Origin of the sequence: Paraburkholderia sacchari (assembly GCF_000785435.2) — a bacterium.
Lineage (GTDB): Bacteria > Pseudomonadota > Gammaproteobacteria > Burkholderiales > Burkholderiaceae > Paraburkholderia > Paraburkholderia sacchari.
This window is the reverse complement of record NZ_JTDB02000006.1, coordinates 102,342-115,310: the sequence shown is the minus strand read 5'-3', so window position 1 is coordinate 115,310 and position 12,969 is coordinate 102,342. Positions and strand designations below refer to the sequence as shown.

Sequence of the window (12,969 nt, the reverse complement as noted above, 5' to 3'; positions counted from 1 at the left end):
CCGAGTTCATTCACTTACGAGGAGTACGAAATGAGCCACGTCGCCAGCAATGCAATCGCGCAAGACACCTGGGTTCCCGTGTGCAAACTCGACGACATCGTACCTAATACGGGCGTGTGCGCGCTCGTGGGGGGCGAGCAGATCGCCGTGTTCCATATCGACGACGGCGACGCGCGCGTGTTCGCCATCGGCAACTACGACCCGAACTCGCAGGCCGCGGTGCTTTCGCGCGGACTCGTGGGCAGCCTGGGCGAGCGCATCGTCGTGGCGTCGCCCATCTACAAGCACCATTTCGATCTCTCGACCGGCGAGTGCCTTGAGGACCCGATGCGTTCGGTGAACGCGTTTGCCGCGCGTGTGGAGAACGGCCAGGTCTGGGTTTCGGCCTGATTCTTTTATAGCCACGGATTCGAGCCGCACATGACCGAAAAGACCGTCAAGAGCGTTTGTCCGTACTGCGGCGTGGGCTGCGGAATGGTGTTGCACGTGCAGGACGGCGAGGTTACGAAGATCTCCGGCGACACCGAGCATCCGAGCAATTTCGGGCGCCTGTGCACGAAGGGTTCTTCGGCGCACGTGGCGCTGCGCAAGTCCGGGCGGCTCGAACGCGCGTTCGTGCGCCACGCGCGCGACGAAGACCCCGTGCCGCTGCCACTCGCGCAGGCGATTGCCGATACGGCGCGCCGCCTGCGCGAGACGCTCGATACGCACGGCCCGGATGCACTTTCGTTCTATGTGTCGGGCCAGATGTCGATCGAGGCGCAGTACCTCGTGAACAAGCTCGCAAAGGGCTTTGTGGGTACCAACAACATCGAGTCGAATTCGCGCTTGTGCATGGCGAGCGCGGGCAGCGGCTACAAGCTTTCGCTCGGCGCGGATGGGCCGCCTGGCTCGTATCAGGATTTCGATCGCGCCAATCTGTTCCTCGTGATCGGCTCGAATATGGCGGACTGCCATCCGATCCTGTTTCTGCGCATGATGGACCGCGTGAAGGCGGGTGCGAAGCTGATCGTGGTGGACCCGCGCCGAACCGCAACGGCGGAGAAGGCCTCCCTATTTCTGCAGATCAAGGCGGGCAGCGATCTCGCGCTGCTCAACGGCCTGTTGCATCTGCTGCACGAGAACGGCCATACCGATGCGGCGTTCATCGAGCAGTACACGCAGGGCTGGGATGCGATGCCCGCGTTCCTCGGCGACTATACGCCGGAGAAAGTCGCGGCTATCACGGGGCTGGCAGAGGACGATATCCGTCGCGCCGCACAGATGATTGGCGAAGCGCCCGAGTGGATGAGCTGCTGGACCATGGGCCTGAACCAGAGCACGCATGGCACATGGAACACGAACGCCATCTGCAATCTGCACCTGGCGACGGGCAAGATCTGCCGCCCCGGCAGCGGGCCATTTTCGCTCACGGGCCAGCCCAATGCGATGGGCGGGCGCGAGATGGGCTATATGGGAGCGGGCTTGCCGGGCCAGCGCTCGGTGCTCTCGGAAGACGACCGTGCCTGCGTGGAAGACCTCTGGCATGTGCCGCGCGGCACGCTCACGACGCGGCTTGGCGGCGGCACCATCGACATGTTCTCGCGCATGGCGGCGGGCGAAATCAAGGCATGCTGGATCATCTGCACGAACCCCGTGGCTTCGGTCGCCAACCGGCGCACCGTGGTGGAGGGCTTGCGCGCCGCCGAACTCGTGATCGCGCAGGACGCCTTTCTGGACACCGAAACGAATCAGTACGCGGATGTGCTGCTGCCGGGCGCGCTCTGGGCCGAGGCCGAAGGCGTGATGATCAATTCCGAGCGCAACATGACGCTCATGCAGCAGGCGGTCGAGCCGCCGGGCGAGGCCTTGCCTGATTGGCAGATCATTGCGCGCGTGGCTTGTGCGATGGGTTACGAGGACGCGTTCAGTTATACAAGCGCGGCCGAGGTGTTCGACGAGATCGTGACGTTTTCGAATCCGAAGACGGGCTACGACCTGCGCGGCGCGAGCCACGCGAAGCTGCGCGAGACGCCCCTGCAATGGCCCTGCGCACCGCAGGAAGGCGCTGCGCAAAGTGACCGCAATCCGGTTCGCTATCTGAACGACGGCGTGAGCCAGACGCTGCGCGAGGACGAGGACGGCAGCCGCCCGCGCATCGTTTTTCCCACGCCGCACGGCAAGGGCGTATTTTTCGCGCGGCCACATGTGGCGCCAGCCGAGTTGCCCGATGGCACGTTTCCCATCGTCTTCAATACCGGGCGCTTGCAGCATCAGTGGCACACCATGACGAAGACCGGCAAGGTGGCCATGCTCAACAAGCTCAATCCCGCTCCGTTCGTCGAGATCCACCCGGAGGATGCGAGCGCGCTAGGCATCGAGGCAAAGGATCGCGTGGAGGTGCGTTCGCGGCGCGCTCGCGTGGTGCTGCCCGCCGTGGTGACCGACCGCGTGCAGCCCGGCAATTGCTTCGCGCCGATGCACTGGAACGACGTATTCGGCGAGGAGCTTTGCGTGAACGCTGTCACGAGCGACGCGATCGACGAACTCTCTCAGCAGCCCGAACTGAAATTTTGTGCCGTTGCGCTTGCGCGCGTGGCGCCTGAGCCTGACCGTCTCGTGCCAGACGTGCACGATAGCGGCGCGGCTCATCCGTCTCAGGAACTCGACATGTCCCGAATCGATGCGTTTGCGAATCTACTCGACCTGGGCGCGGTGGCCGCGCCGGAACTCAACGACACGGAGCGGCGCTATCTCGCGGGTTTCGTCGGCGGGCTGCGTTCGTCGAAGGCCGAGCCACAGGGCCGCGCCATAGCGGTGCCCGTGCTGCCCGAGCACGCGCCGTTTCCCGCGAGCACACGCGCATGGCTCGATGGTTTGCTCGCGGGGCTGTTCAGCCGTGGTGCATTGGGCATCGAACCGTCGCTCGAAACGGTCCATGTGCATAACGACAAGCCGGTCGAAAAGCCGAGCGCCGTGCGGATTGCCCATACGCGCCCGAAGGTGGTGCTGCTGTGGGCGTCGCAAACGGGCAACGTGGAGTCGCTCGTCGAACGCTACGCCATGCAACTGATGGAGTCGGGCTTCGAGATCCGCACCGCATGCATGGCCGACTATTCGCTCGCGAATCTGGAAAAGGCACAATACGCATTGCTGATGACCAGCACCTTCGGTGACGGCGACGCGCCCGACAATGGCGAGCCGTTCTGGTCGGCGCTCAAAGCTGAGCATGCGCCGCGCCTTGCCGCGTTGCGTTATGCGGTGCTCGCGCTCGGCGACCGCAATTACGACCAGTTCTGCGGCCATGGCCGCCATCTCGATGCGCGCCTCGAAGCGCTGGGCGCGCAGCGCTTGATGCCGCGCCAGGATTGCGACACCGACTATCAGAACAGCGCCGACGCCTGGCTCGACCGCGTGGTCGAGCGTATCAAGGAAGAGGACGCCGCGTTGCACGCCGTGCCTGCGGGCGGTTCGATTCTCGAGGTGCTGCCCGGTTGCGCGGCGACCAAGACACGCCCGGCCACATCGCGTCTCATTCACAACGTTCGCCTGAACATGAAGGGCGCGGTGAAGGACACGCGTTACTTCTCGCTCGCGACGGGCGGCGGCGACGGCATAGGACTCGAATACGAAGTGGGCGACGCGCTCGGCGTATGGCCGACCAACTGCCCCGCGCTCGTGGACGAATTGCTCGCGCTCACGCGACTTCCCGCCGATGCGCCAGTCGACGTGCCGGGCGTGGGCGATATGCGTTTGGCGGACGCGCTCGGCAAGCACTACGAGATCGCGCGTCCCAGCCCCGATGCGCTTGCGTTCATCGCTTCGCGCACGCGCGGGCAGGGCTTGAGCGAACTGCTGCGCGACGAACGCAAAGGCGATCTCAAGAACTGGTTGTGGGGACAACAACTGGCCGATGTGCTGCACGAGTTCCCCATCGATCTTTGCGCGAAGGAATTGACCGGCATGCTCAAGCGTTTGCAGCCACGGCTCTACTCGATCTCGTCGAGCCCGAAGGCGCACGCGGGGGAAGTGCATTTGACGGTCTCGGCAGTGCGCTACAACAATGGCCGGCGCGAGCGCAAGGGCGTGGCCTCCACGTTTCTCGCCGATCGTGCGACGGCGGCGAGCGTGCCCGTGTTCGTGCAGAAGAGCACGCATTTCCGCCCGCCGCGCCATGGCGACACGCCGATGATCATGGTAGGCCCCGGCACGGGCGTCGCGCCATTTCGCGCCTTCCTGCACGAGCGGCGCGCGCATGGCGACACGGGGCGCAACTGGCTCTTCTTCGGCGAACAGCACGCGTCCACGGACTTTTACTATCGCGAAGAACTGGAGCACATGCGCGACGATGGCTTGCTCAGCCGGCTCGACCTTGCGTTCTCGCGCGACCAGAAGGAGAAGGTCTACGTGCAGGACCGCATGCGTGAGCAGGGCGCGCAGCTATGGGCATGGCTGGAGGAGGGGGCGCATTTCTACGTGTGCGGCGATGCAAGCCGTATGGCCAAAGACGTGGATGCCGCCTTGAGAACGATCGTCGCACATCATGGCGGGATGAGCGACGAAGCGGCCGGCGAGTATGTTGGCCAGATGACGCGCGAGCGCCGCTATGTGCGCGACGTGTACTGAGCGCTAACGGCAATTGGCGCACGCCGGCATGCCGCGATCACGTGGGCTGCGCCGCGAACTCACATTAGCGCGTGGCCGTCGCGCCGCACGCGGCGCGAGCGCCGAGTGCGCGCGACGCGCTGCTGCGCGGGTGTCTCGCCCAGTCCCGCGAATGGGCCGTTCGCGGCGCTCTTCTGCGCGAATGCATCGGGCATGAGGAGCGCGCAGAGAAACGTCAGGCTGGCGCCGGCCGTGACGGCAACAATGGACATTGCGAAGGCCTCGAACATCCTGTCCCCCAAACGGTAGAATGATGGCGCGCCGGCCAGCAGTATCGCCATGCCGGCATTCAAGCGCAACTTTGCATCGATTTCATTCTGCGCATCGCGCGCGAGCGAGTCCAAGACGATATTGCGATCGTTGCTATAAGTACGCCTTATGGAGGCCGCCGCCTTGTTGCTCCGTCCGATCCGCTACGTGCTCACCGTGGCCGAGTTGAAGAATTTCACGCGCGCGGCGGAAGTGCTGCACGTTTCCCAGCCGGCGCTTTCGCAGCAGATTCGTCAGCTCGAGGCAGAACTGGGCGGCGCGCTTTTCGACCGTAGCGGCCGCACAATCAGCCTCACGGATTTTGGGCGCGTCTATATCGAACACGCCCGCAAGGCGCTCGAACATCTCGACGCGGGCAAGCGCGCGCTGCAGGACGTGCGTGGACTGACGCGCGGCTTATTGCGGCTCGCCTACGCCCCCACCTTTGCCGAATACCTGATCGGCCCCGCGCTGCGCCGCTTTCACGCCATGCATCCGGCCATGGCCGTGGAAGTGAGCGAGCGGCCGCTCGACGAGATCGAAGCCGGCCTCGAGCGCGATGCGCTCGATTTGGGCATCGGGTTCACCGACGTGCGCTCGGAGAATATCCACGCGCAGCCATTGTTTGCCGAGCATATTGCGCTGCTCGTGGCGAGCGGACATCCGTTGGCGCGGCGGCGCAGCACTGTTACGGCGGCGCAGCTCGATGACATTCCCCTCGCCTTGCTGAGCCCCGATTTCGTGGTGCGCAAATTCGCCGACGCCTACTTCCACGCTCACCAGTTGAGTCCGCAGGTTCTCGTGCAGGCCAATGCGGTTGGCACTGTGCTGAAGCTCGTGAAGGACGGCTCGCTCGCGACCCTGCTGCCTTCGACGGTGCTGCGCGAGCACAAGGGTCTCGCGAGCGTGCCCGTGACGCCCGCGCTGCCGCAGCGCACCGTGGCGCTGCTCGCGCGCTGCCGCGCCTCGCGCACGGTGGCCGCGCAGGCGTTCGAGACGCTGCTGTTCGAGATGATTGCCGAGGAAGGGCTCGCGACGGCCTGAGCCGCAGCGTTGTCCATGGCGCGGCGTGCTTCTAATGGTGTGTTTTGCGTCGCCAGATTTCGTGGCCGGCGCAGACCGCGAGAAACACGCCGAACAGGATCGCGGCCACCGAGGCCGATTGATCGCCAGCACCGGCGTGGGCGCCCAGATGAATCGCGTGGAGCCACAGCCCCGCGCCTGCCGCCACGGCCACGAGGCCCAGTACGACACCGAGCGCCAGCATTACAACATGTTCCCTTGAACGTTGCCGAATCGTCATATCGCTCCCCGACGAGCGTATCCATGCTCATGCGGACGGCGAGATGTGCCTCCCGCATGGGGTAACGATACGCCGCTGCAAACGGCGCGTCATCACGAATCGGGGAGGGCCGCTACGGCTTACGCCACGTGGCCGATCCGCGCCCGCGCGACCCGGCAAGCAGCCAGATCCCACGCGGCGCAGCCCACGCTTTTGAAAAAGACCGGCGCCGCGGGCGCAAGGCTGCCCTCGATGGCATCGGCGAGCGTGTTTACGTTTGTCCAGTCGAAGCCGGCCTGAATCAGATCGCCCGCTTCGTGCCTCGCACCGGCAGGATCGTCGACAACGACGAAACTGCCGTCCACGGTCGTTTTGCCGACTTCCGCCGCAACGGGCGTGAACGCGCCCACGCCGACCACCAGCCGCCCGGCCCGCGCGGGCGCGGTGTACACGGGCGATTGACTGGTCGTGACCGTCACCACGACATCGACCGAATCGGGAACGTCGCCATCGAGCGCGCCGAGATTGGGCGCCATCGCGCGCAATGATTCGGCAAAACGCTGCGCGCGTTCCGGCGTCGATCCCTTGACGAGCATCCGCGCCTGCGGGAAGAGCGCCGCAAACGCTTCCACATGATTGACGGCCTGCTTGCCGGTCCCGATGATCAGGATCTCCTCGGGTGCGCCCGCATGCAGGCACATGATGCCAAGCGCGCTAACGGCGGCCGTGCGGCGCCCGGTGACCGTGGGACCATCGAGCACGAACAGCATTTCGCCCGTGAACGCGTCGCACGCAATGACTTGCCCGTGAATGGTGGGGAGCTGCCGCTTGCCGTTTCCGGGGCACACATTAACGAGCTTGTGGATCGCAATATCGCTCGCGCTGGAAGGCATCGAGAGCATCACGCCGCCTTCCTGCAATGGAATGACCAGACGTTCAGGACTCACGATCTTCCCGGCTGCATATTCCACGATGGTCTCGCGCAGCATCTGCACGAGCGCCGGATAGTCGAGCAGCGCGGCCGTGGCTTGTGCGTCGAAGGTTTTGACGGGCGAAGTGGTCATGGTTTTGGAGAAGTCGCTGAATGGGATTCAAGTGGATTCAATTTAAACCAGATTTGGACGGTTATCAATCCATGAATCGAGTGTTTAGCGCGGAAGTGGTATATTGAAAACCAACGCATCGAAAGATCCACCATGGCCTCCGCACGCATCGATTCTCCCGCGAACTTCCGCCCTCTACAGATTTACGAGCAGGTCTCCGAAAAGATCCGCGCGGAAATCCGGGCTGGCAGATATCTTCCCGAGTCGCGCCTGCCTTCGGAGCGCGAACTGGCTGCTTTGTTCGGCGTCGGACGTCCCGCCGTGCGCGAGGCGATCGGTGCGCTCCAGAACGAAGGCCTCGTCGTCACGCGCAGAAACTCCGGCACCTATGTCTCGGCAAATGCACCCGAAGTGCTAGCGCGCGGCAGTGCGCTATCGGGCACGGGCGAAGCAAGTTCGGTCGAGGCGGATTACAGCCCGTCGGCAACGCTCGATGTCCGGCTGATTCTCGAACCCGCGATCGCGCGCCGGGCGGCGGCCCGCAAGAAGCGGGACGCGCTTGCCGAGCACTATCTCGCCCAGATGGAAACGCTGACCGACGTTTCGGATCCCGAAGAACGCGCGCTCTGGAACAACAGCGACCGCCTGTTTCATCGCCAGCTTGCGGTGATGACGGGCGACGCGCTGCTGGTGAAGCTGGCCCAGGAGATTGCCGACACGATGGACCAGTCCTTGTGGAAACGCCTCAAGGACGACGGCATCTACGATCCTGCCCGCATCCGCCTTTACGTTGCGGAGCACCGGCTCATTTACGAAGCCATCGTGACCGGCGACGCGGACGCCGCCGCTTTCTACGTGGAGCAGCACATCCACCGCGTCCAGCGCGATATCGCGCCGGTGTGATCCGGTGTCATCGTGCAGCGCGATCAACGCACGAGAAAGCCGTAGGTCAGCGGGTCGCGCTCATCGATGATCCACTGCGCGAAGCCGCAGATATACGCTTCGCCCTCGACTTCGGGAATCACGGCGGGAATGCCTTGAACCGACGTCTCGCGCAGAACCCGGCCTTTGAACACCGTCCCGACGATGGATTCGTTCACGAGCGTCTCGCCGGCCTTGAGTTCGCCGCGCTGATAAAGCTGCGCGACGCGTCCGCCGGTTCCCGAGCCCGTGGGCGAGCGGTCTACTTCGCGGTCGGCGAACACGCAGCAATTGGCCTGGGTCGATCCGGCATGGCGCGGCTCGTTGGCGATGATGGTCCCGTAGATGTGATTGATTTCCGGAATCTCCGGATGCTGCACCGGGAAGGCCTTGTTGGCGGCTTCCTTGACCTCGGCGCCAAAGCGAATGAGCTTCTCGACCGCCGCTTCGCGTACCGGCAGATCGAAAGGCGCACCATCGACGTAGAAGTAAAACGCGCCGCCGTAGGCGATATCGCCCGTGACCTTGCCGAAACTCGGCGTTTCCACGGTGACGTCGCGCTTCCACAGGAATGACGGCACGTTCACGAAACGCACGCTGCCGGCGTGCTCGCCATCCCATTTGACGAAAGCCTCGATGAAGCCGCAAGGCGCGTCGATGCCCACGCGCGTTTCGGGCATCGTGCGCTGCACCCAGCCCAGTTCGACCGCCGCCGTCGAGAGCGCAATGACGCCGTGGCCGCAGTGGTCGCTATATCCTTCGTTATGCAAAAAGATCACACCGAAGTCGGCGTTTGGCGAAACCGGCTCGGTTAGATAGCCGCCGTACATGTCGGCGTGGCCGCGCGGCTCGAACATCAACGCGCGGCGAATGTCGTCGGCATTTTCCTTGAGCCATGCGCGGCGCTGGACGATGGTGTCGCCAGGCAGGCGCGGCAGACCGCTCGTGACGATGCGGAATGCCTCGCCGCCGGTGTGGACTTCGACGGTGGAAATGGTGCGTGTCGGTTTCATGAGAATCGGGAATTCAGGCGAATAGTGGCTTACTTTTCATACGGCACGGGTAGCCCGTTGCGAATGACATAAACGGCGGTGGGCGCGCCCAGCAGGTCGCCTTTCGCATCGAACGAATAGGTGCCCGCAACGCCCTTGTATTGTTCCTTGGACAACTGCGCGATGAGCTTCGCCTTGTCGGTGGTCGTGCCGGCCTTGACCATGGCGTCAGCGAGCATCTTCATGCCGTCGTAGTAGTTGACCGCATAAACCTGGGTATCCGTATGAAAGGTGTCGTGGTACTTCTTCAGGAAGGCGCGCCCTTCCGGCGTCTTGTCGAGCGCCACGCCGCCTTGCGCGCAATACACGATGGACGCTGCGTCGCCCGCGACCTTGCCCATGTCGGCGGAGCAGATGCCGTCGCCGCCGAGCAGCTTCGCATTCAGGCCGCGCTGGCGCATCTGCTTGGCCATCGGCGCGCCTTGGGCCGCGTAGCCGCCGAAGAAGATCACATCGGGATTCCTGGCCTTGATCGCCGTGAGAATGCCGAGGAAATCGGTGGCCTGCGAATTCGTGAACTGGTGGTCGACGATTTTCAGGCCGTTGGTTTTCGCCACCTGCTCGAACTGCTGGGCCACGCCCTGGCCGTACGCGGTTCGATCGTCGATGATGGCCGCCGTCTTCGCGTGAAGCGTCTTGACCGCGAACTCGGCCATGGTTCCGCCCAGTTGCTCGTCGCTCGCGCCAATGCGGAAGATGTTCTTGAAGCCCTGCTGGGTGAGCGCCGGATTGGATGCAACCGGCAGGATCGGAATATTCGCGTTGCTGTAGACGCGCGAGGCCGGAATTGCGACGCCGGAGTTGTACGGGCCGATGACGGCAACCACGCCGCGATCGACGAGATTCTGGGCGACTTGCACGCCCACCTTCGGGTCGGCCTGGTCGTCCTGCGAATCCAGTTTGAACGTGACGGCCTTGCCGGCGACGGTGACGTGCTGCTGGTTCAACTCGTCGATTGCGAGACGCGCGCCGTTCTCATTGTCCTTGCCGTTTGCCGCCTGCGGGCCGGTCAGGGGCGCGGAATGGCCGATGACGACGACTTGCTGGGCCTGCACGGCAGCGGCGCTGAAAGCCGACGCGGCGGCCATGGCCATGATGAGATGACGCATGATAGGTCTCGCAATATTGGTTTTGGAAAGACCAATGTATTGCAGTGGTGGTGCGATGGCAAGCACTTTTCCGAAAAACGTCGATTTTTGGTCTTGGAGGAAACCAGATCGACGTCCCGGCGCATCACGGCCGCCCAAAACAAAATCGCCCTCGCAGCGACACGCGCTGCAAGGGCGATTTTCATGAGCGAGGCACAGGCGCCTCGTTTCGGGCGAGGCCCCGGCAGGGCCTCCCGCTTCGAACGGTGGCTTACTTCGCCACGGCTTCGATTGCGGCGTTGAACGTCTTGCTCGGGCGCATGACTTCAGCGAGCTTCGCGAAATCGGGCTTGTAGTAGCCGCCGATGTCGACCGGCTTGCCCTGCACCGCGGCAAGTTCGCTCACGATGGTCTGCTCGTTTTCGGCCAGCGCCTTCGCGAGCGGAGCGAAGTGCGCCGCGAGTTCCGCGTCTTCCTTCTGCGCGGCCAGCTCTTGCGCCCAGAACATCGCGAGGTAGAACTGGCTGCCGCGATTGTCGAGTTCGCCGGTCTTCGGCGACGGGCCCTTGTTGTTGTCGAGCAGCTTGCCGGTAGCAGCGTCGAGCGTCTTCGCGAGCAGCTTGGCCTTGGCATTGTTCGTCTTGATGCCGAGGTCTTCGAGCGACACAGCCAGCGCGAGGAATTCGCCGAGCGAGTCCCAGCGCAGGTGGTCTTCCTGCACCAGCTGCTGCACGTGCTTCGGCGCCGAACCGCCTGCGCCCGTTTCGTACATGCCGCCGCCGGCCATCAGCGGAACGATCGAGAGCATCTTCGCGCTCGTGCCAAGTTCCATGATCGGGAACAGGTCGGTCAGGTAGTCGCGCAGGATGTTGCCCGTGACCGAGATCGTGTCCAGGCCGCGGATCACGCGCTCGAGCGTGTAACGCATGGCGCGAACCTGCGACATGATCTGGATGTCGAGGCCGTTCGTGTCGTAATCCTTCAGGTACGTCTCGACCTTCTTGATCAGCTCGTTTTCGTGCGGACGATACGGGTCGAGCCAGAACACGGCCGGCATGCCCGAGTTGCGCGCGCGCGTGACGGCGAGCTTGACCCAGTCGCGGATCGGCGCGTCCTTCACGAGGCACATGCGCCAGATGTCGCCTTGCTCGACTTGCTGCGTGAGTGCGTCCAGCACTTCGCCCGTGGCGTTGTCGACGATGCGCGCCGTGCCGTCTTGCGGGATCTCGTAGGTCTTGTCGTGCGAGCCGTACTCTTCAGCCTTCTGCGCCATCAGGCCGACGTTGGGCACCGTGCCCATCGTGCGCGGATCGAATGCGCCGTTGGTCTTGCAGAAGTTGATGATTTCCTGGTAGATGCGCGCGAACGTGCTTTCCGGAATCAGGCACTTCGTGTCGGCGGGACGGCCGTCGGCGCCCCACATCTTGCCGCCGGCGCGGATCATCGCGGGCATCGAGGCGTCGACGATCACGTCGTTCGGCGCGTGCAGGTTCGAGATGCCCTTGGCAGAGTCGACCATCGCGAGCGACGGACGATGCTCGTGGCAAGCGTGCAGGTCGCGAATCACCTCTTCGCGCTTGGACTCCGGCAGTGCTTCGATCTTCGTGTAGAGATCGACCATGCCGTTATTCACGTTGATGCCGAGCTCTTCGAAGAGCTTCGCGTGCTTCTCGAATGCGTCCTTGTAGAACACCTTCACGGCGTGGCCGAACACGATGGGGTGCGAGACCTTCATCATGGTGGCCTTCACGTGCAGCGAGAGCATGACGCCGGTCTTGCGCGCGTCTTCCATCTGCTCTTCGTAGAACGCGAGCAGCGCCTTCTTGCTCATGAACATGCTGTCGACGATTTCGCCGGCCTGCAGCGCAACCTTCGGCTTGAGGACGATGGTTTCGCCGCTCTTCGTCACGAGTTCCATGCGCACTTCGCGCGCCTTATCGTTCGTGATCGACTTTTCGCCGTGGTAGAAGTCGCCGTGCTTCATGTGCGCAACGTGCGTGCGCGAAGCCATGCTCCACTCGCCCATGCTGTGCGGGTGCTTCTTCGCGTAGTTCTTCACGGCCAGCGGCGCGCGGCGGTCCGAATTGCCTTCGCGCAGAACCGGGTTCACCGCCGAGCCGAGGCACTTCGAGTAGCGCTTCTGAATCGCTTTCTCTTCGTCGGTCTTGGGGTCTTCCGGATAGTCGGGGACCTTGAAGCCCTTGCCCTGCAGTTCCTTGATCGCGGCAACGAGCTGGGGAACCGACGCGCTGATGTTGGGCAGCTTGATGATGTTCGTGTCCGGGAGCTGGGTGAGGCGGCCCAGTTCGGCCAGATTGTCCGGAGCGCGTTGCTCTTCGGTCAGGAATTCGGGGAATTCCCCGAGGATGCGGCCCGCAACGGAAATGTCGCTAGTCTCGACATTGACGCCGGCCGGCGCAGCGAAGGTACGGATGATCGGCAAAAACGCGCTGGTGGCAAGCAGCGGGGCTTCGTCGGTCAGGGTGTAGATGATGGTGGGTTGCTGGGTACTCATCGGCTTTCTTGGCGGGGTCCAAAAACGGGGTGATAAGACCACCGGCTGCGCGCAGTCGGCGAAACACGTGAATTTTGCCTCAATTCGGGACGACTTGGGGACTTACTATCCATCAATTTCATATTATGGAAATGCGTTGCGCCACATAATTTGGCTCAAAAACCGGCTCGTCTGG

The 12,969-nt window shown here is 63.6% G+C and carries 10 protein-coding genes; 4 read left to right on the top strand and 6 right to left on the bottom strand.

Annotated elements, in window-relative coordinates:
* Positions 1-30: 30 nt before the first annotated feature.
* Together nirD and NH14_RS20895 are read left to right on the top strand one after the other, a co-directional pair.
* Positions 31-390 carry a nitrite reductase small subunit NirD gene (gene nirD / locus NH14_RS20900; RefSeq protein WP_052148203.1) on the top strand — a complete coding sequence of 120 codons (360 nt, stop codon included), beginning with the start codon at positions 31-33 and terminating at the stop codon, positions 388-390.
* A 30-nt stretch (positions 391-420) separates the two neighbouring features.
* Positions 421-4,605 carry a bifunctional nitrate reductase/sulfite reductase flavoprotein subunit alpha gene (locus tag NH14_RS20895; protein ID WP_035529416.1) on the top strand — a complete coding sequence of 1,395 codons (4,185 nt, stop codon included), beginning with the start codon at positions 421-423 and terminating at the stop codon, positions 4,603-4,605.
* A gap of 59 nt (positions 4,606-4,664) precedes the next feature.
* On the opposite strand, the gene NH14_RS20890 is transcribed toward NH14_RS20895, so the two are convergent.
* Positions 4,665-4,856, bottom strand: a complete 192-nt coding sequence (locus tag NH14_RS20890; RefSeq protein ID WP_152617193.1) for a hypothetical protein — start codon at positions 4,854-4,856, stop codon at positions 4,665-4,667.
* A 181-nt stretch (positions 4,857-5,037) separates the two neighbouring features.
* On the opposite strand from NH14_RS20890, the gene cynR reads away from it, so the two are divergent.
* Positions 5,038-5,937, top strand: coding sequence for a transcriptional regulator CynR (cynR, locus tag NH14_RS20885; protein ID WP_035529604.1), 900 nt, complete (start codon positions 5,038-5,040; stop codon positions 5,935-5,937).
* 31 nt (positions 5,938-5,968) lie between these two features.
* Here cynR and NH14_RS20880 read toward each other — a convergent pair whose 3' ends face one another.
* Positions 5,969-6,160 (bottom strand): hypothetical protein, encoded by a 192-nt coding sequence (locus NH14_RS20880; RefSeq protein WP_035529421.1) that lies wholly within the window; start codon positions 6,158-6,160, stop codon positions 5,969-5,971.
* 155 nt (positions 6,161-6,315) lie between these two features.
* Positions 6,316-7,239: a bifunctional Delta(1)-pyrroline-2-carboxylate/Delta(1)-piperideine-2-carboxylate reductase gene (lhpI, locus tag NH14_RS20875; protein ID WP_035529424.1), complete on the bottom strand. Its 924-nt coding sequence runs from the start codon at positions 7,237-7,239 to the stop codon at positions 6,316-6,318.
* Positions 7,240-7,371: 132 nt separating this feature from the next.
* Between lhpI and NH14_RS20870 the strand changes: the two genes are divergently transcribed.
* A complete protein-coding gene (locus tag NH14_RS20870) occupies positions 7,372-8,121 on the top strand; it encodes a FadR/GntR family transcriptional regulator (protein ID WP_035529427.1) in 750 nt (249 codons plus the stop codon).
* A gap of 23 nt (positions 8,122-8,144) precedes the next feature.
* On the opposite strand, the gene lhpH is transcribed toward NH14_RS20870, so the two are convergent.
* The 3 genes from lhpH to NH14_RS20855 all read right to left on the bottom strand — a co-directional run bounded on the left by lhpH (position 8,145) and on the right by NH14_RS20855 (position 12,794).
* Entirely contained in the window at positions 8,145-9,152 is a 1,008-nt protein-coding gene (gene lhpH, locus NH14_RS20865; RefSeq protein WP_035529431.1) for a trans-3-hydroxy-L-proline dehydratase, read from the bottom strand.
* A 29-nt stretch (positions 9,153-9,181) separates the two neighbouring features.
* Positions 9,182-10,300, bottom strand: coding sequence for a branched-chain amino acid ABC transporter substrate-binding protein (locus NH14_RS20860; RefSeq protein ID WP_035529434.1), 1,119 nt, complete (start codon positions 10,298-10,300; stop codon positions 9,182-9,184).
* 250 nt (positions 10,301-10,550) lie between these two features.
* Positions 10,551-12,794, bottom strand: a complete 2,244-nt coding sequence (locus NH14_RS20855; protein WP_035529437.1) for an NADP-dependent isocitrate dehydrogenase — start codon at positions 12,792-12,794, stop codon at positions 10,551-10,553.
* Between the last annotated feature and the right edge of the window lie 175 nt (positions 12,795-12,969).

Bases quoted from the DNA above. Each gene is read 5' to 3' on its own strand.
- nirD (WP_052148203.1), top strand. From the start codon at position 31: ATGAGCCACGTCGCCAGCAATGCAATCGCGCAAGACACCTGGGTTCCC.
- NH14_RS20895 (WP_035529416.1), top strand. From the start codon at position 421: ATGACCGAAAAGACCGTCAAGAGCGTTTGTCCGTACTGCGGCGTGGGC.
- NH14_RS20890 (WP_152617193.1), bottom strand. From the start codon at position 4,856: ATGTCCATTGTTGCCGTCACGGCCGGCGCCAGCCTGACGTTTCTCTGC.
- NH14_RS20880 (WP_035529421.1), bottom strand. From the start codon at position 6,160: ATGCTGGCGCTCGGTGTCGTACTGGGCCTCGTGGCCGTGGCGGCAGGC.
- lhpI (WP_035529424.1), bottom strand. From the start codon at position 7,239: ATGACCACTTCGCCCGTCAAAACCTTCGACGCACAAGCCACGGCCGCG.
- NH14_RS20870 (WP_035529427.1), top strand. From the start codon at position 7,372: ATGGCCTCCGCACGCATCGATTCTCCCGCGAACTTCCGCCCTCTACAG.
- lhpH (WP_035529431.1), bottom strand. From the start codon at position 9,152: ATGAAACCGACACGCACCATTTCCACCGTCGAAGTCCACACCGGCGGC.
- NH14_RS20860 (WP_035529434.1), bottom strand. From the start codon at position 10,300: ATGCGTCATCTCATCATGGCCATGGCCGCCGCGTCGGCTTTCAGCGCC.
- NH14_RS20855 (WP_035529437.1), bottom strand. From the start codon at position 12,794: ATGAGTACCCAGCAACCCACCATCATCTACACCCTGACCGACGAAGCC.